Origin of the sequence: Bradyrhizobium glycinis (genome assembly GCF_016031655.1) — a bacterium.
Lineage (GTDB): Bacteria > Pseudomonadota > Alphaproteobacteria > Rhizobiales > Xanthobacteraceae > Bradyrhizobium > Bradyrhizobium glycinis.
In genome coordinates, this window is sequence record NZ_JACCHQ010000010.1 from 23268 (window position 1) to 49869 (window position 26602).

The window sequence follows — 26602 nt, forward strand, 5'->3', positions numbered from 1 at the left end:
CGAGATCGTTGCGAAGATGCGGGCCTTGCTTGCATTCGTTGCGGCTATTGCAGTCCTGTGTGGCGTCGGCCCGGCCGCCGCCCAGCCGGTCGGGCAGTTTCCATTCGCGCTGACCCGCGAAGGGCAGATGCTCGGCGCCGTGAAAGGCGAGGTGGCCTCGTTCAAGGGGCTGGCTTACGCGGCGCCGCCGCTCGGCGCGCTGCGCTGGCAACCGCCGCAGCCCACGACCGAAAGCTCGGAGATGCGCACCGCCTACGATTACGGCGCGCCGTGCCCTCAGCCGGCGCTGCCGGCGGCGAGCGAGGATTGCCTGACGCTGAACGTGTTTCGTCCTTTCGGGGTCGACGGCCCATTGCCGGTGATGGTGTTCATCCATGGCGGCGGTTTCGTCTCGGGCACCGCCAACGATCCGCTGTTCGATGGCGCCAAGCTGGCGCAGGCGGGGCTCATCGTGGTCACCGTGAATTATCGCCTCGGCGCGCTCGGCTGGCTCTCGCATCCCGCGCTGTCGGACGCCGGCTCCGGCAATTTCGGCCTGATGGACCAGCTCGCCGCGCTGCATTGGGTGCACGACAACATCGCAGCCTTCGGCGGCGATCCCGGCAACGTCACGCTGTTCGGCAGCGATGCAGGCGCGACATCGATCGCGCTGCTGATGCTGTCCGCGCCAGCGCGCGATCTCTTCCACAAGGCCATTCTGCAATCGGTGCCCGGCCGCGCGCGCCTGCGCTCGGCAGAAGAGGCTGAGGCCATCGGCCGGCAGTTCGTGGCTGCGCTTTCGCCGAAGACGGATCTGCGCGCAGTCGAGCCGCGGCGCCTGCTCGCTGCCGAAAAACAATTGCTGGAGCAATCGCCGCGCAGCTTTGCACCGATGATGGATGGACGTCTCGCGACCGAGGACCTCGCCGCGGGTTTTGCGGCCGGACGCCAAATCCGCATTCCCCTGATCATCGGCTCGAACGAGGACGAGACCGGCTTTGAGCACGAGTCCGCGATGAAGGAGGAGCTCGTGCCGCCGGGTACTAGCAGCGACGAATTGCGCAAGCTCTATCCCGATCTCGCCAGACCTTCGGATCTCGCGGCAAGACTCTACACCGACAAGGTCTTCTCCGAGCCGGTGCGGCTGCTGGCACGGCTGCATGCGGCAAGCGGCGGGCCGACCTTTCGCTACCGCTTCGCCTATGTGCCGGAAGCGCGCCGCGCTAATCCGGACGTCGGCCACGGCCGCGAGCTGCAGTTCATCTTCGGTGCGGAAGGCGTACCCGGTGCGGGCATCCTGTCGCGACGCGACCGCGAGGTCGCGAGCCGCATGCGCGCCTACTGGATCAACTTCGCCAGAAGCGGTGATCCCAATGGTCCCGACCTCAATGGTCCCGACCTGCCACGCTGGGACGCGGCGGGCGGCGATCGCCTGCTGCTGATCACGAACGACGGCATCGCGAGCGGCGAGGATCCGTTAGCGGATCGTCTCGACCGGCTGACAAATGAGGGCAGGAGATGAGTTGGATTAAGCCGCGAGCTCGACGCGCGGCGCCAGGCTGAGCCGGTCTTCCTCCAGGTAATCCATCGCGCCGTCCTTCTCGACGGCATAGAACTGCTGGCCATCCCGCGACTTGAAGGCGGCGCGGACGACACCACGGCGGCCCTTATCACTGTTGACGACGTCCCCCAGCGCAAACTTCCTCATCGCACGTCCCACTTGTCTTCAGGCCGACTGCTTCGGCCCGGCGGGATTCTGGGCGGCAAATCGTTAACGACTTGCTAACCATGCTGCTTTGCCTATGCTCACCGCCGATCGTGCGGACCGCTCGCACGCGCCTGTTGTCAACGAGACGAGCCGATGACGCGATTTCCGACCTTGTTCCTGTCGCATGGCGGCGGCCCCTGGCCCTTCATGGAGGACAGGCGGGTGCAATATGCCAAGACCGCCGAGGCGTTCGCGAACTTGCCGCAGCTTCTGCCGGAGAGGCCGAAGGCCGTGCTTGTCATCACCGGACATTGGGAAGCCGACGCCTTCACGGTGTCGACCTCGCCGCATCCGCCGATGGTCTACGACTATTACGGTTTCCCCGAGCATACCTACCACATCAAATATCCGGCGCCAGGCAAGCCCGAGCTTGCCGCGCAAGTGAAGGCGCTGCTCACGCATGCCGGCCTCGATTGCCGCGAAGATCCCGATCAGGGTTTCGATCACGGCACGTTCGTTCCGCTCGGGCTGATGTATCCGAATGCCGATATGCCGATCGTGCTGCTGTCGCTGAAGTCCAGCTATGACGCGGCCGAGCACGTCAAGGTGGGGCAGGCGATCGCATCCTTGCGCGATGAAGGCATCCTGATCGTCGGCAGTGGCCTGACCTATCACAACATGCGCGGCTTCAATCGTCCGGAGTCCAAGCCCGTCTCGTATGATTTCGAGGCCTATCTGAACGAGGCGATCAGCAACCCCGATGCGGCGCGCCGCAATGCCATGCTGGTCGATTGGGAGAATGCGCCGAGCGCACGCCTTGCGCATCCGCGCGAGGACCATCTGCTGCCGCTGATGGTGGCGGCCGGTGCCGCGGGCAGCGACGTCGGACGGCGTGTCTTCGTCGACGAGGTCGCGCATGTGGCGATGGCCTCGTATGTGTTTGGATGAATTCGTAGAGCGGCTCTGTGCTTTCACCCTCTCCCCTTGTGGGAGAGGGTGGATCGCCGCGAAGCGGCGAGACGGGTGAGGGGTCTCTCTCTGCTCGGGAATCTCGCGCAGTGAATTTGTTGAGCGAACCCCTCATCCGGCGCCATAGCCGAAGCTACGCTTCGGCGTCCTCGAGAACGGCGGCCCGGAGGCCGCCTATGCCACCTTCTCCCACAGGGGGAGAAGGAAGAGGGGAGCGTCGCAGCCTCACCCGTATTTCAGCTTCATGAACAAAATGCCGCCGGCGAGCAGCATTGTGACGGCGTTCGAGGCGATCAGGGGGCCATCGCCCGAGAGCAGGCCGTAGATGAGCCACAGCGCCAGGCCCAGCACCATCACCAGGAACATGCCGAGCGAGATGTCGCCGGTGGAGCGGGTCTTCCATACCTTGATAGCTTGCGGCGCGTAGGCGACGGTGGTGCAGGTGGCGGCGGCAAAGCCGATCAGCTTGATCATGAGGGGTTCCATGCCGGCTCTATAGCATGGATTCGACGATGGTCATCACGAACGGCTCGCCATGAGATCGCGGTACAGCACAGCATAGTCGCCGGCGCGGTTGCGCCAGGAAACGTCGGTCGCAAGGCCGCTGCGTTGCAGGCGGCGCCAGGTCAGCTTGTCGTGGAAGACGGTGTTGGCCTTGCGCAGCGTGCCGGCGAGGGCATCCGCCGTCACGGGGGCGAACTTGAAGCCGGTGGCATCGTGGCCGGACGCGTCGGCCTCGCCGATATCGACGATGGTGTCTTCGAGGCCGCCGACGCGGGAGACGATCGGCACCGCGCCATAGCGCAGCGCGCAGAGCTGGGTCAGGCCGCACGGCTCGAAGCGGGACGGCACGATCAGCGCGTCCGAGCCGGCCTGGATCAGATGCGCCAGAATCTCGTCATAGCCGATCACGACGCCGATCCGGCCGGGATTGGCGCGGGCCGCGGCCTGATAGCGATCCTGCAGATCGCGGTCGCCGCTGCCGAGCAGGGCGAGCTGCATGCCTTCGCGCAGGATGGTCGGGATGGCCTCGAGCAGGAGATCGAGCCCCTTCTGCCACGACAGCCGGCTGATGACGCCGAGCAGCGGCGGTTCGTCCGAGGAATCGAGGTTGAACTGCTGCTGCAGCACGGCCTTGTTCGCGGCCCGGAATGTCAGGTCCTCCGCGCCGAAGCGATAGGCGATGTGCGGATCGGTTTGCGGATTCCAGACCTCGGTGTCGATGCCGTTGAGGATGCCGCTCAGCACGTTGGATCGTTCACGAAGCAGGCCGCCGAGCCCCATGCCGCCTTCGTCGCTCTGGATTTCCTTCGCGTAGGTCGGCGATACCGTGGTGATGCGATCGGCAAGGCGCAAGCCGGCCTTCAAGAAGCTGATGCCGCCGAAATATTCCAGTTCGTTGACGTTGAAGGCGTGCCAGGGCAGGCCGATCGATCCGATCAGCTCAGGGGCGAACTTGCCCTGGTAGGCCATGTTGTGAATGGTCATCACGGTGCCGGGTCGCGGGCGGTTGTCGTAGTGCAGATAGGCCGGCGCAAGCCCCGCCTGCCAATCGTGGGCGTGCAAGACATCGGGCACGAAGGCCGGCACGAGGCCGTGGCCGATATCGGCCGCCACGCGCGACAGCGCGGCGAAGCGCACGCCGTTGTCCGCCCAGTCGACGCCATCGGTGGTGACATAGGGGTTGCCCGGCCGCGCATAGAGATGCGGCACCTCCAGCACGAACAGATCGAGCCCGGCATGCGAGCCCGCCAGCAGCCGGCCGGGGCCGCCGAAATAATCCGGCCAGCGCCGCAGCTCTTCTGCGCCGGACAAAAGGCGCATCACGTCGGGATAGCCCGGCAGCAAAGTGCGCATCTCGACGCCATGCGCCTTCAGCGCAACCGGCAGCGCGCCCGTGACATCTGCGAGGCCGCCGGTCTTGACGAGGGGATAGACTTCAGAGGCGACCGCGAGGACGCGAACAGGCGTCATGTATTGAGCCTGTCGATCATCGGCTGGGTGATCAGCGAGATGCCTTGCTCGGTGGTGCGGAAGCGCTTTCCGTCGAACTCGGGATCCTCGCCGACGACGAGCCCTTCCGGGATCTCGACGCCGCGGTCGATCACGACGTTCCTCAAGCGGGCGCCGCGGCCGACATTTACGTAAGGCATGATCACGGCGTTCTCGACATTGGCGTAGGAGTTGACGCGCACGCCGGTGAACAGCAGCGAGCGGCGCAGCGAGGCGCCGGAGATGATGCAGCCGCCGGACACCAGCGAGCTCACCGCCTGGCCGCGCCGGCTCTCCTCATCATGGACGAATTTCGCCGGCGGCGTGATCTCGGCATAGGACCAGATCGGCCAGGCGTGGTCGAACAAATCGAGCTCGGGCACCACGTCGGTGAGGTCGATATTGGCGGCCCAATAGGCGTCGACCGTGCCGACGTCGCGCCAATACGCGCGGGTGTCGCTGCCGGAGCGGACGCAGGAGGTCGAGTATTGGTGCGCCATCGCGCGGCCGTTCTTGACGAGGTAGGGAATGATGTCCTTACCGAAATCGTGGTTCGAGTTCGGGTCCTCGGCATCGCGCTTGAGCTGATCGAACAGGAATTTCGCGTCGAACACGTAGATGCCCATGCTGGCGAGCGAGATGTCCGGCTTGCCGGGCATCGGCGGCGGATCTTTCGGCTTCTCCAGGAACTCCTGAATCCAGCCGTTCTCGTCGATATGCATGATACCGAAACCGGAGGATTCCGACCGCGGCATTTCGAGACAGCCGACGGTGACGTCTGCGCCGCTCTCGACGTGCTGGCGCAGCATCACCTCATAGTCCATTTTGTAGATGTGGTCTCCAGCCAGCACCACGATGAAGCGGCAGGCGTGGGATTCAATGATGTCGATGTTCTGGTACACCGCGTCCGCCGTGCCGACATACCACATGGTCTCGGAGACGCGCTGGCTGGCGGGGAGGATGTCAAAACTTTCGTTGCGTTCGGGGCGAAAGAAGTTCCAGCCCATCTGAAGATGCCGGATCAGGCTGTGCGCCTTGTATTGGGTCGCCACCGCGATACGGCGGATGCCGGAGTTCACCGCGTTCGACAGCGCGAAATCGATGATGCGGGACTTGCCGCCGAAATAGACCGCCGGCTTGGCGCGGCGGTCGGTCAGCTCCAGCAGGCGGCTGCCGCGTCCTCCGGCCAAGACAAAGGCCAGCGCCTGACGGGCAAGCGGCTCGGGTCTCGCGGCACTCATGTGATCCTCCCACAACTCTGGCGCTCGCGAGAAGCCTCCCGGCCGCGCACATTGGAACCGATAGTAATGGCACGAATAGTAAATCGTGAAGGTGGTTGTTGGTTGCGAATGCACGGGAAGCTTAATGCTTTGCCGGGTGACCGGGCCTCAGCCACCGTCGTGCGGCTGTCACAGGCGACGATATCGCCGGGCACCAATTGATCAGAACGGAGGCAAGCGTCTTGTGCGGTGCACGCAAACTCCAGGCTTTGAAATTCAACGCTTTGACTTGGCGCAAGGATGCCCGATCATGGCGCTGCGATCCTTTTCCAAGCGAAAGCTCAGACAGGGAGTAAGACGATGAGGATCTGGAAGACGGCAATTGCCTGTTCGCTGGCCGGCGCGGTCATGGCGGCCCAGATCGGGCAGGCCACGGCGGCGCCGATGCCGACCAACGTCGCGGCGATGAAGGCTGCGGCCGGTGACAACGTCGCGCAGGTGCATTGGCGTGGCGGCGGATGGGGATGGGGTCTCGGCGGTCTTGCGGCCGGCGCGATCATCGGCAGCGCCATCGCCGCGGGGTCTCCTTACGGCTATTACGGCTACGGCGGCCCCTTTTACGGCGGCTACGGCTATGGATATCCGGGCTACGGCTATGGTTACGCCCCCGCCTATTACGGCAGCTACGGCTATGCACCGGTCTATCCGCGATATTATCGGCCGTACCGTCCGTACTACAGCTATGGCTACTACCGGCCGTACCGGGTGTATCGCCGTCACTATTACAGCTATTGGTGAGCACCGTGCCGCTAGAACGAGAGCCACACGATCAGGCTCATGCATGCAACATGCATGAGCAGGATCGCGGCGAGATGCAATGGGCCGGGCTTGAGGCGAAGCTGGTGCATCCCGCCGCCTCCGCCTAGTTCGACCCGGCGGACGCAGCCGTGAAGCTGCGGTCGACGGCTTTGCTGACGTCGAGCTTCTTCGGCAGGATGCCGTAACGCGTCGCGCGGTCGGAGGCTTCCTGCACCTCCTTGACCACGTTCTCGTCGATCACGATCGGGCTGGTGCGTTGCGCGGTGTAGGCCGACAGCAGCACGTCCTCCGGCAGCTTGGTTAATTCGGCCGTGTTCTTGGCGTATTCGGCAACATGGTCCAGCGACCACAGCCGCGCCTTGTTCAAGCGCTGCACCAGGTCCTGCACCGCCGCGCGCTTGGTGGCGATGGCGTTGTCGGAGGCGACGATGAAGGTGATGGTCGGCGTCAGCCCTTCGCCATTGGCGATGACGCGGGCCTTGTCCTTCAAGGTGGCGAACGAGACGTAGGGCTCCCACACCGCCCAGGCGTCGATCGAGCCGGCGAGCAGAGCGATCTTGGCATCGACCGGGCCGAGCGGCGCGAAGGTCGCATCTTCCAGCTTGATCGCTGCCTTCTCCAGCGTCGCATCGATCAGGAACTGGCCCCAGCCGCCGCGCGTGCCGGCGAGGCGCTTGCCCTTGAGGTCGGCCGCCGATTTGATCGGCGAATCCTGGCGCACCAGGATGGCCTGCGTCTTCGCATCCGAGCGCGTGCCGCCGATCGCCTTGATCGGCGCGCCCGCGGCATAGACCGAGAGGAACGAGAGATCGCCGGTGTAACCAACGTCGAGCGCGCCGGCATTGAGCGCTTCGAGGATCGGCGCGGCCGCGGGGAATTCCGACCATTCGATTCTGTACGGCAAGTCCTTCGCATAGCCGGAGATTTCGAGCAGCGAGCGATTGCCGCCCTTCTGGTCGCCGACGCGTAGCACGACAATGTCGGCGGCGAGCGATGCGGTAGCGGTCGATAGCATGATGGCGGCGGCGAGCAGCGATGTGGCGAGCTGGCGCGTGATGGAATGGTCGTGAGAGTTGATGCTCATTGGATCCGTCTTGTTGCGTCGCTCACGAGGTGTGAGCAAACGATGCAGCGAGACGCTCAAGTCTATGAGCGCGCGGTGCGCCGTCAATGAAATGGCCAACCGTATTGTGCGTGCTTCAGGCAATGACGTTTCAGCGGAGCGCTGCTTTCGAGAATGCGCAGCGTGCGCGGCGGGAGCCGCGCGGGAATGCGGCAGTCAATGGCGTCGCGGTCTTCCTTGCGTACCCATACATCTGCGAAAATCCTTTCATCGCTCCCGCACGCGCGGATGGAGAGAATGACTTCCCTTCGCGCAACATTCGAAAATCCATTTCATTGACGATGCCGCGGACGCGCCGCATGATTTGCGCATCGCATCAACGCGGCGCGACAAGCGCCGACGAAACAGTTTTCTCTCAACGCAGCTCCGCACGGAACATGCGCAACGCGACTCGTTGCGCACGAGGCGGAGCTGTGCCAGCGCAGGAGCCAGGGGCCGATGAACAAAGACAACCAGCGCAGCGGATCAAAACTCGACCGGCGCCACCTGCTTCAGGCAGGGCTTGCCGCCGCTTTCGCGGCGCCGCTCGGCGCATTGGGCGCGCAAGCCTTCGCACCGCGCGCAATCGCGCCGGGCATCGACCTCTCCGAATTTCCGCTGTGCCGTACCGCCTCCGACGCGCCCGCGCTCACCGGCGCCCCGCGCAAGCTGAAACTGTCGTGGAATGCCGGCGCCGTCTGTCTCGCGCCGGTGCCGGTCGCCATCGAGCACGGCTTCTTCCAGAAGCACAATATCGACGTCGATCTCGTCAACTATTCCGGCTCGACCGACCAGCTGCTCGAGGCGATCGCGACGGGCAAGAGCGACGCCGGTCTCGGCATGGCGCTGCGCTGGCTGAAGCCGCTGGAGCAGGGTTTCGACGTCAAGATCGCCGCGGGCACCCATGGCGGCTGCATGCGCGTGCTGTCGCGCACCGATTCCGGCGTCTCCAAGCTCGCCGACCTCAAGGGCAAGATCGTTGCGGTCGGTGATCTCGCCGGTCCCGACAAGAACTTCTTCTCAATTCAGCTGGCCAAGCTCGGCATCGATCCGGTCAAGGACGTCGACTGGCGCGCCTATCCCGGCAACCTGCTCAACGTTGCCGTGGAGAAGGGCGAGGTGCAGGCGTTCCTGTCGTCCGATCCGCTCGCCTATCTCTGGCTGAAGGACACGCAATACAAGGAGGTCGCCTCCAATCTCGACGGCGAGTACCGCGAGAAGAGCTGCTGCATCCTCGGCCTGCGCGGCTCGCTTGTGCGCGAAGAACCTCAAGTCGCGCGCGCCATCACCCAGGCGCTGCTCGATGCCGCGATGTTCACCGCGCAGAATGCGACGGTCGCCGCGAAATCGTTCCAGCCCTATGCGCCGAAGGCAGCGACGCTCGCCGATATCGAGGGCATGGTGCGCTATCACACCCACCATCATCATCCCGTCGGCGAGATATTGAAGCGCGAGCTCAAGGCCTATGCCGACGATCTCAAGAGCGTGCAGGTCTTCAAGCAGAGCACCGACACCGCCAAATTCGCGGAGCGCATCTATGTCGACGTATTCGCTGTCTGACGGCCTTGCCTCAGGCGCGCCGCGCACCTCGCGCGTGGCGCTGCTGGCGAGTTGGATCCGGGAATCCGGCGTCGGCGTTCTCGCCAGCATCGCGTGGATCGCCTTCGGCCTGTCCTGCCTGTGGTGGCAGGACGTCGGCGATTGGTCGCGCACGCATTCGCTTGGCATTGCCGCCTTCATCATCGCGGCGATCGCGCTGTTCGGCACCGTCGGAGCCGACTATCTGGGCTCGGCGGGACAGGCGCTGCACAAGCGCGCGCCGTGGCTGGTCGCGCTCGGGGCGTTCCTGACGGTGTGGGAGGTCGCGACGGCAAAATTCGCCTGGCTGCCGCTGCCGTTCTTTCCGCCGCCGCAGGCGATCATCGAGGTCTATACCGACGATCTGCCGAAGTTGCTCGACAGCGTCTTTGCCTCGATCAAGCTCCAGCTCGGCGGTTATGTGATCGGCGCGACGATCGGCTTCCTGACCGGTGTCTCGATCGGCTGGTCGCGCGCGGTCGGCTATTGGGTGCATCCGGTGCTGCGCTTCATCGGCCCGCTGCCGGCGACCGCGTGGCTGCCGATCGCATTCTTCACCTTTCCGTCGAGCTGGAGCGCGTCGACCTTCCTGATCGCGCTGGCGACGGGTTTCCCGGTCACCGTGCTGACCTGGTCGGGTGTCGCGAGCGTCAGCAACGCCTATTACGACGTTGCGCGCACGCTGGGGGCAAAGCCTTCCTTCCTCGTGCTGAAGGTCGCGATCCCCGCGGCACTGCCGCACGTCTTCGTCGGCCTGTTCATGGGGCTCGGCGCGTCCTTTGCCGTGCTCGTCGTCGCCGAGATGATCGGCGTGAAGGCCGGGCTCGGCTGGTACCTGCAATGGGCGCAGGGCTGGGCCGCCTACGCCAACATGTATGCGGCTCTGATCGTGATGTCGCTGCTCTGCTCCGGCGCGATCACGCTGCTGTTTGCGATCCGCGATCGCCTCCTGATCTGGCAGAAGGGGACCGTCAAATGGTAGCCACAGCTCTCGCCGAAGCGGTGACGTATCCCGCCGCCGGCGCCGCGCTCGACATCGAGCAGGTCAGCCACGCCTTCGACATCGACGGGACCGAGCTGCCGGTACTGAGCGACGTCAGCATCTCGGTCGAGCCCGGCGAGTTCGTCGCGCTGCTCGGCCCGTCCGGCTGCGGCAAGTCGACCTTGCTCCGGCTCGTGGCCGGGCTCGACAAGCCGAGGGCAGGAAGGCTGCGGGAGGACGAGGAGCGCATCAGGCGCCCACATCCGTCGCGCGTCGTCGTGTTCCAGGATCCGACTCTGTTTCCCTGGCGGTCGGTCTGGGACAACGTCGCCCTGGGTCTCGAGGCCCAGGGCATTCTGAGGAGCCAGGGCCAGCGCGTCGATGCCGCGCTCGATCTCGTTGGCCTTGCCTCGTTCCGCAATGCCTATCCGCACCAGCTCTCGGGCGGCATGGCGCAGCGCGTCGCGCTGGCGCGGGCGCTGGTCAACGATCCCAAGATCCTGATCCTGGACGAGCCCCTGGGAAAACTGGACTCGCTGACCCGCATCACCATGCAGGCCGAGATCGTCGCGCTCTGGCAGCGCAAGGGGTTTACCACGCTGCTGGTGACGCATGATGCGGAAGAAGCGCTGGTGCTCGCCAACCGCGTCATCGTGTTCAGCGAGCGTCCCGCGCGCGTGAAGGCCGACATCCGGGTCGACCGTCCGTATCCGCGTCATCGCGGCGATCCGTATCTGGCTGACCTGCGTCGTCAGATCCTTGGCCTGTTGGGGCTGGACGCCACATGGTGACCTCCATAGCCAAGGGCCGCACGGCTCATAGCGAGCCCGACTACGTCGCCCGCGCAGCGACGCTTGCCACAAGTTTTGCGGCGCGCGCGGCCGAGCACGACCGCACCGGCAGCTTTCCCTTCGAGAATTTTCGCGGGCTGTCGGAGGCAGGCTTATTGTCGCTGACGGTGCCGGGGGCCCATGGCGGCGCCGGTGCCGGCGCGCGATATGCAGCTCGCGTGCTCGGCATTCTCGGCAAGGCGGATCCGTCGACTGCGCTGGTGCTGTCGATGCATTACATCAATCATCTCGTGATGGCGCGCAGCCCGACCTGGCCGGCGCGGCTGTCGCGCAAGCTCGCGCGCGAGAGTGTCGAAGGCATCGCGCTTATCAATGCCCTGCGCGTGGAGCCGGAGCTCGGCTCGCCGGCGCGTGGCGGTCTGCCGGCGACGATCGCGCGGCGCACCGAAACTGGCTGGCGCCTTTCCGGCCACAAGATCTACTCGACGGGATCGCCGATCCTGAAATGGTACCTGGTCTGGGCGCGCACCGACGAGGCCGAGCCGCGGGTCGGCCAGTTCCTGGTGCCGGCCGGCCTGCCGGGCACGCGCATCGTCGAGACCTGGGACCATCACGGCCTGCGCGCCAGCGGCAGCCACGACGTCATCTTCGACGACGTCGTGATCCCGCTCGATGCCGAGGTCGACGTGCGCAAGCCGGCGGACTGGCGCACGCTCGACGTCACGCAGGCGACCGTGCACACCGTCTTCGTCGCGGCGATCTATGACGGCGTTGCCCGTGCCGCGCGCGACTGGCTGATCACGTTCCTGAAGCAGCGCGTGCCCGCCAGCCTCGGCGCCCCGCTGGCGACCTTAGCCCGCGCGCAGGAGATCCTCGGCGCGATCGAAGCGCGGCTTGCGGTCAACGCGCGGCTGATCGACACATTTGCCCGCGACTTCGACGATGGCTTCGAGCTCTCCGCCGGGGAATCCAATGTCATCAAGCTGACGGTCACCAACAACGCCGCTGCCGTCGTCGAGGATGCCCTCTCGCTGACCGGCAACCACGGGCTCAGCCGCGCCAATCCGCTGGAGCGGCATTATCGCGACGTGCTGTGCGGCCGCGTGCACACGCCGCAGGACGATTCCACGCGCATCGGCCTCGGCCGCCTCGCACTCGGGCTCTAGTGATCAACAGGGAGACGATCATGTCGATCGAGTTCATCGGCTTCATCAGCAACAACAATTCGTCCGAGACCATCGTCCGGGAAGGACCGGTGCTCAATCCGACCCATATCGAGACGGTGGCGAAGGCGCACGAAAACGCCGGCTTCGACCGGGCGCTGCTGGCGTTTCATTCGACCTCGCCTGACGCGCTTCAGGTTGCCCAGCACGTGCTGAGCCACACCGAGCGCCTCAACGTGCTGATCGCGCAGCGGCCCGGCTTTACCGCCCCGACCTTGCTGGCGCGGCAGTTTGCCGTGCTCGACCAGTTTTCCCGCGGCAGGGTTGCGCTGCATGTCATCACGGGCGGCAACGCGACCGAGCTCCGGCAGGACGGCAACACGCTCGACGACAAGGACGAGCGCTATGCCCGCACCTCCGAGTTCCTGGACGTGCTCAAGCTGGAATGGAGCAGCGACAAGCCGTTCAGCTACAAGGGCAGGTACTATCAGGTCGAGAACGCCTTCTCGCAGGTAAAGCCCTATCGGCCCGAAGGCATCCGCGTCTATTTCGGCGGCGCTTCGGATGCGGCGATCGACGTCGCCGGCAAGCACGCCGACACCTTTGCGCTATGGGGCGAATCCTATGCCCAGGTGCGCGACGTGACCTCGCGCGTCCACAACGCGGCGGTACGGCAGGGGCGGCCGACGCCGCGCTTCAGCCTGTCGGTGCGGCCGATCATTGCGCCGACCGAGAAGCAGGCCTGGGAGAAGGCCGAGGAGATCCTGGCGCGAGCCACTGCATTGCAGGACAAGACTGGCTATCGCAAGCCGGCCGATGGCCATGCCACCGCCGGCGCGCGGCGCCTGCTCGCGCTCGCCGATCAGGGCAGCCGCATCGACAAGCGGCTCTGGACCGAGATCGCCCAGCTCACCGGCGCCAATAGTAACACCACCGCGCTCGTCGGCACGCCTGAGCAGGTCGCGGAGGTCTTCGGCGACTATTACGATCTCGGCATCAGCCATTTCCTGATCCGCGGCTTCGATCCGCTGATCGACGCCATCGAATACGGCCGCGAGCTGATCCCGCTGACGCGCGAGCTGGTCGCCAAGCGCCAGGCCGTTCGCGGCGAGGCCGCAGCATGAGCCGCCTGAAGTGGGGTTTTAGTCTCCTGGAGCACGCTCGTGTCCCGGACCAAGGTGCTGCGTGGAACGCTGCGCCGCCGAGCCGGGACCCAGGCCGCACGGATTCTCTCCGCGAGATGGGCCCCGGCTCAGCACCGCACCGGTGAAGAAGCGCTGCGCTGCGTCCGGGGCACGAGACCTCACGAGCTGCTCAAGCATCCGTGAGATGAGAACTGCGCTTTCATCGCGTGCGCATTTCGCGACGATTTCCTTCTGCGTTTCTCATTGCCGGCAACAGCCGTATTGCTATTTGCACCGCAGCTCTTGCGTCACTTTGCTCGCCCGCAAAAATCAATCCAACGACCACATCGGGAGACTGGCCATGGGCCTGCAAGAAACAAAAATCGAATCGCTTCCCTTCGTCACCGCCGAACTCAACTATCTCGCGCCAATTGACGGCAAGCCGCGCACCTACGCGTTCGATCCGCCGCCGGGTGAGCCCAAGAGCACCTCGCTGCCGGAGCCGCATCAGGTCCCGATCTTCGATGCGCGGCTGATCGCGAGCAGTTTCTCGCTCGATCGCGAGGGCTTTGCGTTGGTGCGGCATCCGACGCAGGTGAAGGATTTCTACAACGAGGACGAGGTGAGGGCAGTGTACTATCCCGCCGTGGAGGCCTTTCTGCGCGCGACGCTGAAGGCCGATCGCGTCGTCATCTTCGACCATACCGTGCGCAAGCGTGTCGAAGGCGCGCCTGACATCCGCGACGGCGGCCCGCGTCAGCCGGCCACGCGCGTCCATGTCGACCAGACCATCACGTCCGGTGCCAATCGCGTCCGCGAGCATCTGCCTGATGAAGCCGAGGAGCTGCTGAAGGGGCGTGTGCAGGTGATCAACCTGTGGCGGCCGATCCGCGGCCCTTTGCGGGATTCACCGCTCGCCATGGCCGACGGCACGACGGTGGCGCCCGACGATCTCGTCGCTTCGGATCTGATCTATCCTAACCGTCGCGGCGAGACCTATTCGGTGAAATACAATCCGAACCACCGCTGGTTCTATTTCCCGGAGATGACGTCGGACGAGGCGCTGCTGCTGAAGTGCTACGATTCCGCAACCGACGGCCGCACCCGCTTCGGGCCGCATACCGCGTTCGTCGATCCGACCACGCCGGCCGATGCCGCGCCCCGCGAAAGCATCGAGGTCCGCACGCTGGTGTTCCACCGGCAGTAACAAAGTGTGATGGCCCTGTCGGGCATTCCCCGGCAGGGTTCCCGGAACCCGAGGGAACAAGGCGACGTTTGCAGTGCCGGGCAGGGCAACCGGGAGCGGTGCCGTGCGCGCGCAGCCGATGCTGTTGCTTTGCCTTGCGACTTCAAGCTTCGCTTTCACGTCCATTGCAGCTGCCGAAAGCGGGCTTGCCTCCTATTATGGATACGCAAAAGCCGGCAAGGGCGGCGAGCTGACCTGTGCCCACCGCACCCGCCCGTTCGGGAGCGTGCTCAGGGTGTCCTATAGCGGACGCACGATCCAGTGCCGCGTCAATGATCGCGGCCCCTTCATTCGCGGCCGCATCGTCGATCTCTCGGTGCCGGCCGCCCGGGCGCTCGGCATGATGAGCGCCGGCGTGGTGCGGGTCTCGGTGGATTAGGCATCCGAGCGCGCTATAGTGCCGCCCAAAGCAAGGGGGCGCTATGGCCAGGATCAGGGTGGGACTCGTCGGCTGCGGCTTCGTGTCGGAGCTGCACATGTATGCGTTCCGGCGCGTCTATGGCGTTGACGTCGAGGTCGCGGCGGTCGCCGCCCGCGGCGACAAGGTTGTCGCGTTTGCCCGGCATCACAATATCCCGCGTGTTTACCGGAGCTTCGCCGAGCTGATCGCAGATCGCGATCTCGACGTCATCGACATCTGCACCCCGCCCAATCTTCACGCCGAGATGATCGTGGGCGCCATGCAGGCCGGCAAGCATGTCATCTGCGAAAAGCCGTTCGCCGGCTATTTCGGCCGCGAGGGCGATCAGCAGCCGATCGGCAAGCACGTGCCGAAGGCGCTGATGTATGAGCGCGTGATCGAAGAGATGGACAGAACGCGCGCCGCGATCGAGCGCACGGACAAGCTCTTCATGTATGCCGAGGACTGGATCTATGCGCCGGCGGTGACCAAGACCGCCGAGATCATCAAGGCGACCAAGGACAAGATCCTGTTCATGAAGGGCGAGGAGAGCCATTCCGGCTCGCACGCCGCGCATGCCGCGCAATGGGCGATGACGGGCGGCGGCTCGCTGATCCGCATGGGCTGCCATCCGCTTTCGGCCGTGCTGTATCTGAAGCAGGTCGAGGCCAAGGCGCGCGGCGAGCGCATCTGCGTCGCCAGCGTCATCGGCGATGTCGGCAACGTCACTGCCGGGCTCAAGCCTGAGGAGCGTAGCTACATCAAGGCCAATCCCGTCGACGTCGAGGACTGGGGTACGCTCACCGCCACCTTCTCCGACGGCACCAAGGCGACGGTGTTCTCCGGCGACATGATCATGGGCGGCGTGCGCAACCTGATCGAGACCTATACGACCGGCGGCTCCCTGTTCGCCAACATCACGCCGAACGATCATCTGATGAGCTATCAGACCAGCGAGGAGAAGCTCGCGAGCGTCTACATCACCGAGAAGGTCGACCGCAAAACCGGCTGGCAATATGTCTGCCTCGAGGAGGAATGGACGCGCGGCTATTTGCAGGAGATCCAGGACTTCATGGAATGCGTCGCGACCGGCCGCCAGCCGCTGTCGGACCTCACGCTGGCCTATGAGACGATCAAGGTGAACTACGCGGGGTATTGGGCCGCGGAGGAGGGGCGGCGGGTGGCGTTGTAGGGGGAGGTAGCGTAAGGCTCGCTGCTCATCCTTCTCCCCTTGTGGGAGAAGGTGGCACAGGCGACCTTCGGCCGCCGTCCACTTGGGACGCCGAAGCGAGCTTCGGCTATAGCGCCGGATGAGGGGGTGCTTCAGCGAGTTCGAAAGCGAGAGGTTCACGCGCGGAGACAACCCCTCACCCGTCTCGCCGCTACGCGGCGAGCCACCCTCTCCCACAAGGGGAGAGGGTGCACCATTTTCGCGGCCCGCTCACGCCCCGTAGGTCGAGCCCTTCGGCAGCGGGAAGACGGGGTCCTGCGTGCGGATGTTGGTCGGCCACACCACGGAGATGTGCTCGCCGGCGTTCTGCATCACGACCGGAGTCGAGCGTTCGTTCTGGCCGGAGAGCGGCGTGCCCGGCGGGAAGAATTTCACGCCATAACCCTGGATCGTGCCACCGGCGGGGATGTCGACGTCGAGCGCCGCTTTCCGGATCGCCTCGGGCTCGAAGCTGCCGTACTTCTCCTTGGCGATCGGCAGCACGTTGTTGAGCAGCACCCAGGTCTGGTTGAAGCCCATCGAGCAATGCGGCGGCACGTCGGTGGCGCCGGTCTTGGCCTTGTAGCGCGTGACCATCGCGTTGATGAGGTCGCCCATGCTGGGCGCGAGCTTGGCGGGATCGAGCAGCTGGGCCGGCACGGGGTCGATGTTGCAGAAATTGTCGATGTCGGCACCGAAAGTGGCGCGCAGCTTGTCGAGCTGGCTGTACCCGGCGCCGGCGCCGAACAGCATCTTGAAGCGCAACCCGCTCTCGCGGGCCTGGCGCAGGAACAGGGTGATATCCGGGTTGTAGCCCGCATGCGAGATCACGTCGGCCTTTGCGCGCTTGATCTTGGTCACCAGCACCGACAGGTCGGGCGCCGAGGCCGAATAGCCTTCGCGCAGCACGACCTGGATGCCGGCCTCCTTGGCATAAGTCTCGTCGGCAGAGGCAACGCCGACGCCATAGGGGCCGTCCTCGTGGATCAACGCGACCTTGACTTCCTTCGGGTCCATGCCGAGCTTGGCCTTGGCATGCTCGGTGAGGAAGCTTGCAAAGGCCTGGCCATACTGGTCTGAATGGATTTGCGCGCGAAACACGTATTGCAGGTTCTTGTCCTTGAACACGGCGGTCGAGACCGCGGTCGTGATCCAGAGGATCTTCTTCTGCTGCTCGACCTTGGCCGCGAGCGGCACCGCATGCGAGCTTGCATAGACGCCGTTGAGGATGTCGATCTTCTCCTGGCTGATCAGGCGTTCGGCCTCGTTGATCGCAACGTCGGGCTTGCTCTGCGAATCCGCGGCGACCGGAGCAACCCTGTATTTGCCGCCGACACCGCCTTTCTCGTTGACGAGATCGATGGCAATCTGCGCGCCGATCGACGAGGCGACCGAGCCGCCGGCAGCAAAGGGGCCGGTGAGGTCGTAGATCAGGCCGATACGTATATTCTCGGCTTGTGCCTGGGCGCGTGTCCAATCGAGGCTGAGTGCGGCGGCGGCAGCCGCCGAGGTCTTCAGCAGCTGCCTGCGTGAAGTCGGCATCCTATCCTCCCTCAAAACCATCGTTTGATCTTGTTGTTGTTCGCGAAGTATGGGGAGCGGGACGGCGGAAAGTCAACATCGCGAAAGTCGAGGTCCGCCGTTCGCGGCATAGAACGCAATTGCGAAATGAGCGGTCGTGCTCCGGGAGCACTGGGCGACCGAGCCGACCGCACTGCGTTCAGATGACGAAATCCGTGGCCTTCAGATCGGCCGCGTGGATCCCGTTCAACGTGATCGTATCATCAATCGTCAGATGGATCACGGCGTTGCCGGAGCCGTCGTCGCCGATCAGGCTCTGCAACGCGCTCCATCCTGACAGGTCGTAATCTTGCAGGTCGATGACATCGTGCTCCGCTGCGGTGCTGCCCGCAGCCGCGTTGCCCTGATCGAAGTCGTTGATCACGTCCTGGCCCGAAACCACGTTGAAGACGAACAGATCGTTGTTCGGTCCGCCCCAGATCTGATCGTTGCCGCCGCCGCCGTTGAGGACGTCTCGGCCGCCCGCGATCGAGCCCCCCACGGCGGGGGCGTAGGTGCGCGCATCGCCATAGAGCCAATCTCCGTAGTTGCTCCGGAGAGGATATCGTTGCCACCCTGTGCGTTGCCGGACATCAGCGAGGCATCGCCGACGAGCGCGATGGAGATCGAATCGGGATTGCCGTCGACGGTTGCGATCAGGACGTCGTCTCCGCCGCGGGCATTGTCGCTCATGTAACCGCCATCGCCGAGAAGCGATGCGCCGCCGGACCGCGCGTCGACACCGACCGTATAGATGAGCATGTCGCTGCCGCCGCGTGCATCGCCGATCATGGATATCAAGGCATCACCAGACATCGACACGTTTCCGGAGAGGCCGACCTGGACCACGCTGATGACGTCGTTGCCGCCTTGGGCGTTGCCGCTCATGAGCGATCCGGAATCGCCGCTGAACGCACCATACGATCTGTCGCCCATCTCTGCCGTGATGAGGTCATTGCCGCCCCTGGCTTCGCCGGTCATGGCGATTTCGGCCTCACCCGAGAGATAGACGTTCGCATAGATCGCGCGCGAGGTGTCGACATGCAGCACGTCGTTGCCGCCGTGGGCTTGGTCGGACATGATCTGCGCGTCTCCGTCGAGATACGTATAGGTCAGAAGGCCCTGGACGGTCGCGACGAGAAGGTCGTTGCCGCCATGCGATCGGCCTTGCAGGGTCGCCTCGTCACCGACGAACAACAGGCTGCTGGGCCCGCCATCGACCGTTGCGACCATGATGTCGTTTCCGCCATGGCGGTCGACCGGCAGACCGGGATCTCCGAACTCGATCACGAGTTCCTGGCTTCCAACGCTGACGATGATGGTGTCGTTTGGCATGCGGCGCATCGCGCAACTCCCACTTCATGTCGAGGCCGGCTGGAGATTGCGTCATGCTTTCACGCCGCGCCACGGTTCTGCTGCGCGATCTATCTTCGTCGATATGATGGCGGAGATTTGCTCGACGATCGGAAAACGACGGCCAGCGTGTCGTGGTATCGTCACAAAATGCTAGATCACTCCGCGCCGGCGCTTCACGCCGGCGCGCTTGCTCGTGGATGGAGCCGCTCAGCCCGGCCCGGCGCCTTGCGTCGCTGTGTACACGGCGTAGAGCGATTGGCTCGCGGCCATGAACAGGCGGTTGCGCTTGGGGCCGCCGAAGCAGACGTTGCCGCACACTTCCGGCAGGCGGATGCGGCCGAGCAGCTTGCCCTCCGGCGACCATACCGTGACGCCGCTGTAGCCGACGGCGCGTCCGGCATTGCTGGAGGCCCAAAGATTGCCGTTGACGTCGCAGCGCAGACCATCCGGTCCGCATTTCACGCCGTCGATCACGCAATCGGTGAACTTCTTCAGGTTCGAGAGCTTGTTGTCGCTGCCGACGTCGAACACGAAGATCTCGCCCTTGCCACCGGGGCCGGTGTCACCCGGTCCCTTGCCGGTCGAGGCGATGTAGAGCTTCTTGTAGTCGGGCGAAAAGCAGAGCCCGTTCGGGTCGGGCACCTGGTCTTCGGTGACGACGAGGTCGATGCGGCCGGAGGGATCGATGCGATAGCAATTGGTCGGCAGCTCTCGCTTGCCCGGCACGAAGCCGGCCGGCTGTCCGATTCTCGGGTTGAGCTTGCCGCCTGCATTGCTCGGGCCGCCCGCGACGTCGGGCTCGCCTTCGTAGAGCTGGCCGCCATAGGGCGGATCGGTGAACCAATAGCTGCCGTCGGGATGCGCGGCGACGTCGTTCGGCGAGTTCAGCTTCTTGCCCTGGTAGGACTCGGCGAGCACGGTGGCGGTGCCGTCATGCTCGTAGCGCGTCACCCGCCGCGTCAGGTGCTCGCAGGAGAGCTGGCGGCCCTGGAAGTCGAACGAGTTGCCGTTGGAATTGTTGGAGGGCGAGCGGAACACGCTGACGCGGCCGTCGTCCTCGGTCCAGCGCATCTGCCGGTTGTTGGGAATGTCGCTCCACAAGAGATAGCGGCCCTGCGCACTCCACGCCGGGCCTTCGGCCCAGAGCAGCCCAGTGTAGAGACGCTTGATCGCGGTGTTGGGTTGCGCGAGATCGTTGAAGGACGGATCGACCGCGATGATGTCGGGATCCCAGAAATAGGTCGTCGGCGCGCCGCCCGGGCCGAAATCGCGCGGCGGCGTCGTGATCGTCGTCGGCGGTGCGGCGGGCCCGGTCTGGGCCAGCGCGGGGCCCGCCAGCGTGGCCGCGGCGCCGAGCGCCAGCCCCCCGACAAGCGTTCGTCGTGAAAGCGCAGCATCCTGCGCACGCTGCTCCTGCTCAGGAGCCTCCTGGCGTGTCATCGTATCCTCCCGGTTATGTTCGGCCGGCCGGTTGATCCGGCCGAGCAACTGGAGGTTAATGCGGTCCGAGGCCGGTTGCGAGGGCGGAATAGAACTCTCCGCGCGATCGCAGGCCGCAATGTCGTCATATTCGAATGCGCCACGAACATGCGATGTCGAAGCCATGATTTCGCGCCGATTGCCACGCAGAACCGTTCGGGGGCGGTGAACGGAGTTGAACGTGGCTGGCGTCATCATCTTGATCGTATTGCTCGGGATCGCATTCGCGGCCGGCTATTTCACGCGTGACTACATTTCCAGCAAACGACGTGCACAAGCCCGCCGCTGGCGCGAATATGCCGAGCCGGAATGGCTGACGGCCAACGCGCCGGCCAACACCAATGAGATTTCGAGCGCCATTACGGCCATCCCCGCGGTCACCGGCGAGCTCGGCCAGATGCTGGATCGCTGGGAGAGCAGGGCCCGCGCTCGCCGTGCGGGGTAGGGTGCGCTCGTGGTGTGGATGAAGAGGCGACATCCGGGCCTCGGCATGCTGCACGAGCTGTAACCAGGTCAGTTCCACTGACCATCTTTTGGCGTTGCAGTTGCGCCCGTTTCTCGTCTAGAAACGGCCGCATCGGGCCTCTTCCGGAAACCAACCGTCAACGGTTTTGACCGAGGATTTGAGGCTCAACAGGGTCCGGCAATGCTGATTCGCGGCCAAATCGAGGGGATTTCGGAGGAGGTGGCTCTGGCCGCCGCCGCGATCCCGGCTGCACTGCTGCCCACCCTCCTTATTGGCGGCCTTCTTCTTACTTGCCCCTGAGGGCCGGCTGGGCGCCATGCGCCTGGGCGCTCAGGGGTTGGTCGAGATCACCGGACACCGCAAGCGCCAAGGGACTGAAACGGCTCTGAACGGCGCAAACGCTCAAAAGGAAATCTAGGAATGGCCACCGTGAACAAGTCCGAGAAGGACCGCGTCATCATTTTCGACACCACGCTGCGCGACGGCGAGCAGTGCCCCGGCGCCACCATGACCTTCGAGGAGAAGCTCGAGGTCGCCGAACTCTTGGATGATATGGGCGTCGACGTCATCGAGGCCGGTTTCCCGATCACCTCCGAAGGCGACTTCCAGGCGGTCAGCGAGATCGCCCGTCGCTCCAAGAATTCGGTCATCGCCGGCCTGTCGCGCGCCCATCCCGCCGACATCGACCGCTGCGCCGAGGCCGTGAAGTTCGCCAAGCGCGGCCGCGTCCACACCGTGATCGCGACCTCGCCGCTGCACATGCGCGTGAAGCTGAACAAGACCCCGGAGCAGGTGATCGAGACCTCGGTGGCCATGGTCGCGCGCGCCCGCAACCAGATCGACGACGTCGAATGGTCGGCCGAGGACGGCACCCGCAGCGAGATGGATTTTTTGTGCCGCATCGTCGAGGCCGTGATCAAGGCCGGCGCCACCACGGTGAACATCCCCGACACCGTCGGCTATACGGTGCCGGAGGAATACACCCACTTCATGAGGACGCTGATCGAGCGCGTGCCGAACTCGGACAAGGCGGTGTTCTCCGTGCACTGCCATAACGATCTCGGCATGGCGGTCGCCAATTCGCTGGCCGGCATCACCGGCGGCGCGCGCCAAGTCGAATGCACCATCAACGGCATCGGCGAGCGCGCCGGCAACGCCGCGCTCGAAGAGATCGTGATGGCGATCAACGTGCGCAACGACAAATTCCCCTACTGGAACAAGATCGACACGACGCAGCTGACCCGCGCCTCGAAGCTGGTGTCGGCGGCGACCTCGTTCCCGGTTCAGTACAACAAGGCCATCGTCGGCCGGAACGCCTTCGCGCATGAGAGCGGCATCCATCAGGACGGCGTGCTGAAGGACGCTTCGACCTACGAGATCATGCGCCCCGAGATGGTCGGCCTGAAGCAGTCCTCGCTGGTGCTCGGCAAGCATTCGGGACGCCACGCCTTCGTGCACAAGCTGGAGGAGATGGGCTACAAGCTCGGTCCGAACCAGCTGGAAGATGCGTTCACGCGGATGAAGGCGCTAGCCGACCGCAAGAAGGACATCTACGACGAAGACATCGAGGCGCTGGTCGACGAGGAGATGTCGGCCTCGCACGACCGCATCAAGCTGACCTCGCTGACCGTGATCGCCGGCACCCATGGCCCGCAGCGCGCGACCATGAAGCTCGACGTCGACGGCCAGATTAGAATCGAGGAAGCCGAGGGCAACGGCCCGGTCGACGCCGTGTTCAACTGCATCAAGCGCCTGGTGCCGCACGAGGCCAAGCTGGAGCTGTACCAGGTCCACGCCGTCACCGAAGGCACCGACGCGCAGGCGGAAGTGTCGGTGCGGCTGGCGCAGGACGGCCGCTCGATGACGGCGCGCGCGGCGGATCCGGATACGCTGGTGGCTTCGGCCAAGGCCTATCTTGGCGCGCTCAACAAGATCGTCATGAAGCGCCAGCGCGACACGGTGACGACCGCCGCGGCGAGCTGACGCTTGCGCTGATGCACGTTGACTTCGCCTCTCCCGCAAGCGGGAGAGGGGAGCGCGGCGGTGTGTGCGGCGTGCATCATGAATGCTGCCCTGCTAAGGGCCAATGGCGGCTGTGCAGGCGAACCGCTATGGATGCTGTCGGCATGAGGATCGGCCACCCGGTGCCGCCGGGCGGCCCTAACAAACAACAGGGAGAGACTATGCGCACCTTGGCGATCGCTGCATCCATCGCGGCTCTGGCACTTGGCTTGACCGGGCCGGCACTGGCCCAATCACCGATCATCATCAAGTTCAGCCACGTCGTCGCCACCGACACGCCGAAGGGCAAGGGCGCGGAGAAATTCAAGGAGCTCGCCGAGAAGTATACCGGCGGCAAGGTCAAGGTCGAAGTCTATCCGAACTCGACGCTTTACAAGGACAAGGAAGAGCTCGAGGCGCTCCAGCTCGGAAGCGTGCAGATGCTGGCGCCGTCCAACTCCAAGTTCGGCCCGCTCGGCATCCGCGAGTTCGAGGTGTTCGATCTGCCGTACATTCTCCCTGACATCAAGACGCTGCGGAAGGTGACGGAAGGGCCGCTCGGCACGAAGCTGCTCAAGCTGCTGGATGCCAAGGGCATCGCCGGCCTTGCCTATTGGGACAACGGCTTCAAGCAGATGAGCGCGAACAAGAAGCTGATCACGCCCGCGGACTACCAGGGCGTCAAATTCCGCATCCAGTCCTCGCGCGTGCTGCAGGCCCAGTTCAAGGCGCTGGGCTCGCTGCCGCAGGTGATGGCGTTCTCGGAAGTGTACCAGGCGTTGCAGACCGGCGTCGTGGACGGCCAGGAGAACACCTGGTCGAACATCTATACTCAGAAGATGCACGAGGTGCAGAAGTACATCACCGAGACCAATCACGGCTACATCGGCTACGTCGTGATCGTGAACAAGAAGTTCTGGGACGATCTGCCGGCCGACATCCGCGACCAATTGTCGAAGGCGATGAAGGAAGCGACCGACTTCAGCAACGCGCAATCGCAGAAGGAGAACGACGACGCGCTCGCCGAGATCAAGAAGAGCGGCAAGAGCGAGATCATCAAGCTCACGGCCGAACAGGATGAGGCGATGCGCAAGGCGATGGAGCCGGTCTACAAGGATGCCGCCGGCCGCGTCGGCCAGGCGCTGATCGACGAGTTCCTGAAGGAAGCCAAGAGCACGACGAACTGACCGCCACGGGCGGCCAAGGAGGGGCTTCCGCGCACCGCACGGAAGCCCTTTTGTTGCAAATCGTTTGGGTTTGCATCTGAACGGGCATTCACGGCGGTTACATCCCTGAAAAGAGCGCGCTTCCTGTCCAAGTTGTAAGTTGCGCGTCGGCCTGCTCGCGCTCATCCTCGCGGGTATCCTTCCGGAGGAGGCCAAGATGAAGAAATTCACCATCGCCGCCATTGCCGTGCTCAGCATCGCCGGCTCGGGTGCGGTCTATGCCCAATTTCATCGTCCGTGGATGGAGCACGTCCGCCACATGCGCATGAACCCCGAGGACCGTGCCGCTTTCGTCGATGCGCGGATCGCCGCCGTCCACGCCGGCTTGAGGCTCAACGCCGAACAGGAGAAGCTGTGGCCGCCGGTCGAGGCGGCCGTGCGGGAGTTCGCCAAGCTGCGCATCGACCGTGCCAATGCGCGGATGAATGCCGGGCCGGGAGACGCTTCGCGGGATTCCGACAGGCCGGACGATCCGATCGCCCGCCTGCGCCAGCGCGCCGAGGACATGGGCGCCAGCTCCGCCGCCTTGAAGAAGATCGCCGACGCCGCCGATCCGCTCTACAAGACCCTCGATGAGGGCCAGAAACGGCGCCTCGCCGTGCTGACCCGGCACCGCGGTCCGTTCGGCGGCGGCGAGGACGGCCCGCGCCACCACCACTTCATGGACCGCATGATGGAACGGGGCATGGACCACTTCCACCATGACCGCTCCGACCGTGACCGCGGTCCCGACCGGGACCGGGAGGGCCGGCTCTGAGCGGATCGGTTCTCGCGCCGAGAACCCTGGCGAAGCCGCTGGAATCCAGCGGCTTTTCGCATTTCCGGAGCCGTGGACGAGACCTTGGAAAACTTGCGTCCGATCGCTTGCCAGACCCGGATCGCTTTGCTAAACGACCGGCCTCGCAAGGCCTTGACCGCCTTTCGGGCGCATAGCTCAGTTGGTAGAGCAGCTGACTCTTAATCAGCGGGTCCCAGGTTCGAGCCCTGGTGCGCCCACCATCGCGAAAGCAGTCTTCTTCAATAAGTTGCGGGAAGAACTGCCGCGCACGAAACGGCTCTCGTGCGACCTTTCTCGCGGCCGGATTGCTGTGCGAATTTTCCTTCATTTCACTATCTTCGCCCTTTCGATTGAGCAGATCGATCGTAGACTAGGAGATTTGGAGGCTTGCCCCGCTTCGGTGTGAACCCGAACTTGCCCTTTGCAGAGAATTTGACCGCATATTGCGTGGGCGATATCCTATGTCGACCGGGACCCTTGCAATTCGTATGGGGCGCTCATGGAATGGTCGACCAGACCGGGGCGCGCAGACCAACCCTTTGGAAGCTGGGCGGACGACCTTGCCGCGGCATTTGTTCGTCTTGAGCCGCGCAGGATTGCGGACGAGCCGTTCGAAGGCGCCATTTCCAGAGCTGAGGCTGCGCCGATCCAGGTCTCTCTGGTGACCGCGACGCGGCATACGGTGGTTCGTCTTGCTTCACATATTTCCGGGAGCACCGACGATCTTTGTTTCATCAACCTCCAGATCGAAGGGCTCGGGCGCACTAGGCAACGCGACCACGAGCAGACCTGCGCGCCCGGTGACCTCGCGGTTGCGGATACGACGGAGCCGTTCGAGATCGCCAACTGCCACAACTTCAAGCTCTTCTGCTTTGCCGTACCGCGACGGCTGCTGCCGAGTGGGCTGCTCGATCGTCCGCGGCTCAATTTGTCTCGGACCGAAACCGGCCGTGCTCTGTCGAAGACGCTCGCCGGCTATGCCGAAATCTGTCTTGCGGACCATCGGCGTTCGATGGCCTCGGCCACGTTCGGCGCGCATGTCATCGAGCTGATCGCACATGCGCCCGAGGTGCTAAGCGATCTGTCCGCCGAGCGCGTGCACATCCCCGTCCTGCTGTCGATGATGATCGACCATATCGAGCGTCACAGTGGGGATTCCGAACTCGGCGCGGCGGCGCTTGCCGCGAAGTTCCGTTGCTCCGAGCGTTACGTGCATCGTCTCTTTGCCATGACGGATCGCTCCGTCAGCGAACACGTCAATGACCGGCGGATTGCTGCCTGCGCGCGCGTGCTGGTTGATCCCAAGTCAGCTCACAAGACCATAGCCGAAATCGCTTTTGCTGCCGGCTTTCGCGACATCTCGCATTTCAACCGTCTGTTCAAGCGCAACCACGGTTTGGCTCCGCGCGAGTTCCGGCGTGCGAGCAGCGCACGCTGACTGATCCGGTTCACT

Annotated in this window: 25 protein-coding genes and 1 tRNA gene; 17 read left to right on the top strand and 9 right to left on the bottom strand. The window is 64.6% G+C overall.

Annotation, left to right across the window (positions count from 1 at the left end; all coding sequences use genetic code 11):
• Positions 1–16 precede the first annotated feature (16 nt).
• A complete protein-coding gene (locus tag HZZ16_RS16490) occupies positions 17–1501 on the top strand; it encodes a carboxylesterase/lipase family protein (protein WP_197949551.1) in 1485 nt (494 codons plus the stop codon).
• 6 nt (positions 1502–1507) lie between these two features.
• On the opposite strand, the gene HZZ16_RS16495 is transcribed toward HZZ16_RS16490, so the two are convergent.
• Positions 1508–1687: a hypothetical protein gene (locus HZZ16_RS16495; protein ID WP_124159907.1), complete on the bottom strand. Its 180-nt coding sequence runs from the start codon at positions 1685–1687 to the stop codon at positions 1508–1510.
• Positions 1688–1840: 153 nt separating this feature from the next.
• On the opposite strand from HZZ16_RS16495, the gene HZZ16_RS16500 reads away from it, so the two are divergent.
• Positions 1841–2635, top strand: a complete 795-nt coding sequence (locus HZZ16_RS16500; RefSeq protein WP_197949553.1) for a DODA-type extradiol aromatic ring-opening family dioxygenase — start codon at positions 1841–1843, stop codon at positions 2633–2635.
• 246 nt (positions 2636–2881) lie between these two features.
• Here HZZ16_RS16500 and HZZ16_RS16505 read toward each other — a convergent pair whose 3' ends face one another.
• The 3 genes from HZZ16_RS16505 to glgC are packed head-to-tail and all read right to left on the bottom strand — an operon-like array spanning position 2882 to position 5889.
• Positions 2882–3142, bottom strand: a complete 261-nt coding sequence (locus HZZ16_RS16505; RefSeq protein WP_197949555.1) for an SWEET family sugar transporter — start codon at positions 3140–3142, stop codon at positions 2882–2884.
• A gap of 33 nt (positions 3143–3175) precedes the next feature.
• Entirely contained in the window at positions 3176–4630 is a 1455-nt protein-coding gene (gene glgA, locus HZZ16_RS16510) for a glycogen synthase GlgA (protein ID WP_197949557.1), read from the bottom strand.
• A complete protein-coding gene (gene glgC, locus HZZ16_RS16515) occupies positions 4627–5889 on the bottom strand; it encodes a glucose-1-phosphate adenylyltransferase (protein WP_197949559.1) in 1263 nt (420 codons plus the stop codon). The genes glgA and glgC overlap by 4 nt, the downstream gene beginning before the upstream one ends.
• Before the next feature lie 339 nt (positions 5890–6228).
• On the opposite strand from glgC, the gene HZZ16_RS16520 reads away from it, so the two are divergent.
• A complete protein-coding gene (locus HZZ16_RS16520; RefSeq protein WP_197949561.1) occupies positions 6229–6666 on the top strand; it encodes a hypothetical protein in 438 nt (145 codons plus the stop codon).
• 124 nt (positions 6667–6790) lie between these two features.
• On the opposite strand, the gene HZZ16_RS16525 is transcribed toward HZZ16_RS16520, so the two are convergent.
• The gene (locus tag HZZ16_RS16525; RefSeq protein WP_197949563.1) at positions 6791–7771 is read right to left on the bottom strand and encodes an ABC transporter substrate-binding protein; all 981 of its coding nucleotides are present in this window, start codon (positions 7769–7771) and stop codon (positions 6791–6793) included.
• A gap of 477 nt (positions 7772–8248) precedes the next feature.
• Here HZZ16_RS16525 and HZZ16_RS16530 point away from each other — a divergent pair, with 477 nt between their 5' ends.
• The 8 genes from HZZ16_RS16530 to HZZ16_RS16565 all read left to right on the top strand — a co-directional run bounded on the left by HZZ16_RS16530 (position 8249) and on the right by HZZ16_RS16565 (position 16265).
• On the top strand, positions 8249–9349 hold the full coding sequence (locus tag HZZ16_RS16530) for an ABC transporter substrate-binding protein (protein WP_197949565.1): 1101 nt from the start codon (positions 8249–8251) through the stop codon (positions 9347–9349).
• Positions 9327–10349, top strand: a complete 1023-nt coding sequence (locus tag HZZ16_RS16535; protein ID WP_197949567.1) for an ABC transporter permease — start codon at positions 9327–9329, stop codon at positions 10347–10349. Before HZZ16_RS16530 ends, HZZ16_RS16535 begins: the two co-directional genes overlap by 23 nt.
• On the top strand, positions 10343–11140 hold the full coding sequence (locus HZZ16_RS16540) for an ABC transporter ATP-binding protein (protein ID WP_197949569.1): 798 nt from the start codon (positions 10343–10345) through the stop codon (positions 11138–11140). Before HZZ16_RS16535 ends, HZZ16_RS16540 begins: the two co-directional genes overlap by 7 nt.
• Positions 11134–12306, top strand: coding sequence for an acyl-CoA dehydrogenase family protein (locus HZZ16_RS16545; RefSeq protein WP_197949571.1), 1173 nt, complete (start codon positions 11134–11136; stop codon positions 12304–12306). The genes HZZ16_RS16540 and HZZ16_RS16545 overlap by 7 nt, the downstream gene beginning before the upstream one ends.
• A 20-nt stretch (positions 12307–12326) precedes the next feature.
• Positions 12327–13427 (top strand): LLM class flavin-dependent oxidoreductase, encoded by a 1101-nt coding sequence (locus tag HZZ16_RS16550; protein WP_197949574.1) that lies wholly within the window; start codon positions 12327–12329, stop codon positions 13425–13427.
• A gap of 361 nt (positions 13428–13788) precedes the next feature.
• The gene (locus HZZ16_RS16555) at positions 13789–14634 is read left to right on the top strand and encodes a CmcJ/NvfI family oxidoreductase (RefSeq protein ID WP_197949577.1); all 846 of its coding nucleotides are present in this window, start codon (positions 13789–13791) and stop codon (positions 14632–14634) included.
• A gap of 103 nt (positions 14635–14737) precedes the next feature.
• Positions 14738–15052: a septal ring lytic transglycosylase RlpA family protein gene (locus HZZ16_RS16560; protein ID WP_311974150.1), complete on the top strand. Its 315-nt coding sequence runs from the start codon at positions 14738–14740 to the stop codon at positions 15050–15052.
• 43 nt (positions 15053–15095) lie between these two features.
• On the top strand, positions 15096–16265 hold the full coding sequence (locus HZZ16_RS16565) for a Gfo/Idh/MocA family protein (protein WP_197949579.1): 1170 nt from the start codon (positions 15096–15098) through the stop codon (positions 16263–16265).
• A 249-nt stretch (positions 16266–16514) separates the two neighbouring features.
• Here HZZ16_RS16565 and HZZ16_RS16570 read toward each other — a convergent pair whose 3' ends face one another.
• The 4 genes from HZZ16_RS16570 to HZZ16_RS16580 all read right to left on the bottom strand — a co-directional run bounded on the left by HZZ16_RS16570 (position 16515) and on the right by HZZ16_RS16580 (position 20639).
• Positions 16515–17825, bottom strand: a complete 1311-nt coding sequence (locus HZZ16_RS16570) for an ABC transporter substrate-binding protein (protein WP_197949581.1) — start codon at positions 17823–17825, stop codon at positions 16515–16517.
• Positions 17826–18003: 178 nt separating this feature from the next.
• The gene (locus HZZ16_RS37200; RefSeq protein ID WP_311974178.1) at positions 18004–18333 is read right to left on the bottom strand and encodes a calcium-binding protein; all 330 of its coding nucleotides are present in this window, start codon (positions 18331–18333) and stop codon (positions 18004–18006) included.
• Positions 18225–19076 carry a hypothetical protein gene (locus HZZ16_RS16575; RefSeq protein WP_246510172.1) on the bottom strand — a complete coding sequence of 284 codons (852 nt, stop codon included), beginning with the start codon at positions 19074–19076 and terminating at the stop codon, positions 18225–18227. The genes HZZ16_RS37200 and HZZ16_RS16575 overlap by 109 nt, the downstream gene beginning before the upstream one ends.
• A 330-nt stretch (positions 19077–19406) precedes the next feature.
• Positions 19407–20639 carry an SMP-30/gluconolactonase/LRE family protein gene (locus HZZ16_RS16580; protein WP_197949583.1) on the bottom strand — a complete coding sequence of 411 codons (1233 nt, stop codon included), beginning with the start codon at positions 20637–20639 and terminating at the stop codon, positions 19407–19409.
• A gap of 214 nt (positions 20640–20853) precedes the next feature.
• On the opposite strand from HZZ16_RS16580, the gene HZZ16_RS16585 reads away from it, so the two are divergent.
• From HZZ16_RS16585 to HZZ16_RS16610, 6 genes are all read left to right on the top strand, one after another.
• Positions 20854–21123 (top strand): hypothetical protein, encoded by a 270-nt coding sequence (locus HZZ16_RS16585; RefSeq protein WP_210342493.1) that lies wholly within the window; start codon positions 20854–20856, stop codon positions 21121–21123.
• 441 nt (positions 21124–21564) lie between these two features.
• Positions 21565–23127: a 2-isopropylmalate synthase gene (locus HZZ16_RS16590; RefSeq protein ID WP_197949587.1), complete on the top strand. Its 1563-nt coding sequence runs from the start codon at positions 21565–21567 to the stop codon at positions 23125–23127.
• 200 nt (positions 23128–23327) lie between these two features.
• Positions 23328–24332 (top strand): TRAP transporter substrate-binding protein, encoded by a 1005-nt coding sequence (locus tag HZZ16_RS16595; RefSeq protein WP_197949589.1) that lies wholly within the window; start codon positions 23328–23330, stop codon positions 24330–24332.
• Between the two features lie 196 nt (positions 24333–24528).
• On the top strand, positions 24529–25128 hold the full coding sequence (locus HZZ16_RS16600) for a Spy/CpxP family protein refolding chaperone (protein WP_197949869.1): 600 nt from the start codon (positions 24529–24531) through the stop codon (positions 25126–25128).
• Positions 25129–25294: 166 nt separating this feature from the next.
• A tRNA-Lys gene (locus HZZ16_RS16605) sits at positions 25295–25370 on the top strand.
• Positions 25371–25648: 278 nt separating this feature from the next.
• Positions 25649–26587 (top strand): helix-turn-helix domain-containing protein, encoded by a 939-nt coding sequence (locus HZZ16_RS16610; protein WP_197949591.1) that lies wholly within the window; start codon positions 25649–25651, stop codon positions 26585–26587.
• Positions 26588–26602: the final 15 nt, after the last annotated feature.

Excerpts from the sequence above, each read along its gene's own strand:
- HZZ16_RS16490 (WP_197949551.1), top strand. The coding sequence starts at position 17 with ATGCGGGCCTTGCTTGCATTCGTTGCGGCTATTGCAGTCCTGTGTGGC.
- HZZ16_RS16495 (WP_124159907.1), bottom strand. The coding sequence starts at position 1,687 with ATGAGGAAGTTTGCGCTGGGGGACGTCGTCAACAGTGATAAGGGCCGC.
- HZZ16_RS16500 (WP_197949553.1), top strand. The coding sequence starts at position 1,841 with ATGACGCGATTTCCGACCTTGTTCCTGTCGCATGGCGGCGGCCCCTGG.
- HZZ16_RS16505 (WP_197949555.1), bottom strand. The coding sequence starts at position 3,142 with ATGGAACCCCTCATGATCAAGCTGATCGGCTTTGCCGCCGCCACCTGC.
- glgA (WP_197949557.1), bottom strand. The coding sequence starts at position 4,630 with ATGACGCCTGTTCGCGTCCTCGCGGTCGCCTCTGAAGTCTATCCCCTC.
- glgC (WP_197949559.1), bottom strand. The coding sequence starts at position 5,889 with ATGAGTGCCGCGAGACCCGAGCCGCTTGCCCGTCAGGCGCTGGCCTTT.
- HZZ16_RS16520 (WP_197949561.1), top strand. The coding sequence starts at position 6,229 with ATGAGGATCTGGAAGACGGCAATTGCCTGTTCGCTGGCCGGCGCGGTC.
- HZZ16_RS16525 (WP_197949563.1), bottom strand. The coding sequence starts at position 7,771 with ATGAGCATCAACTCTCACGACCATTCCATCACGCGCCAGCTCGCCACA.
- HZZ16_RS16530 (WP_197949565.1), top strand. The coding sequence starts at position 8,249 with ATGAACAAAGACAACCAGCGCAGCGGATCAAAACTCGACCGGCGCCAC.
- HZZ16_RS16535 (WP_197949567.1), top strand. The coding sequence starts at position 9,327 with ATGTCGACGTATTCGCTGTCTGACGGCCTTGCCTCAGGCGCGCCGCGC.
- HZZ16_RS16540 (WP_197949569.1), top strand. The coding sequence starts at position 10,343 with ATGGTAGCCACAGCTCTCGCCGAAGCGGTGACGTATCCCGCCGCCGGC.
- HZZ16_RS16545 (WP_197949571.1), top strand. The coding sequence starts at position 11,134 with ATGGTGACCTCCATAGCCAAGGGCCGCACGGCTCATAGCGAGCCCGAC.
- HZZ16_RS16550 (WP_197949574.1), top strand. The coding sequence starts at position 12,327 with ATGTCGATCGAGTTCATCGGCTTCATCAGCAACAACAATTCGTCCGAG.
- HZZ16_RS16555 (WP_197949577.1), top strand. The coding sequence starts at position 13,789 with ATGGGCCTGCAAGAAACAAAAATCGAATCGCTTCCCTTCGTCACCGCC.
- HZZ16_RS16565 (WP_197949579.1), top strand. The coding sequence starts at position 15,096 with ATGGCCAGGATCAGGGTGGGACTCGTCGGCTGCGGCTTCGTGTCGGAG.
- HZZ16_RS16570 (WP_197949581.1), bottom strand. The coding sequence starts at position 17,825 with ATGCCGACTTCACGCAGGCAGCTGCTGAAGACCTCGGCGGCTGCCGCC.
- HZZ16_RS16575 (WP_246510172.1), bottom strand. The coding sequence starts at position 19,076 with ATGGTCGCAACGGTCGATGGCGGGCCCAGCAGCCTGTTGTTCGTCGGT.
- HZZ16_RS16580 (WP_197949583.1), bottom strand. The coding sequence starts at position 20,639 with ATGACACGCCAGGAGGCTCCTGAGCAGGAGCAGCGTGCGCAGGATGCT.
- HZZ16_RS16590 (WP_197949587.1), top strand. The coding sequence starts at position 21,565 with ATGGCCACCGTGAACAAGTCCGAGAAGGACCGCGTCATCATTTTCGAC.
- HZZ16_RS16595 (WP_197949589.1), top strand. The coding sequence starts at position 23,328 with ATGCGCACCTTGGCGATCGCTGCATCCATCGCGGCTCTGGCACTTGGC.
- HZZ16_RS16600 (WP_197949869.1), top strand. The coding sequence starts at position 24,529 with ATGAAGAAATTCACCATCGCCGCCATTGCCGTGCTCAGCATCGCCGGC.
- HZZ16_RS16610 (WP_197949591.1), top strand. The coding sequence starts at position 25,649 with ATGGAATGGTCGACCAGACCGGGGCGCGCAGACCAACCCTTTGGAAGC.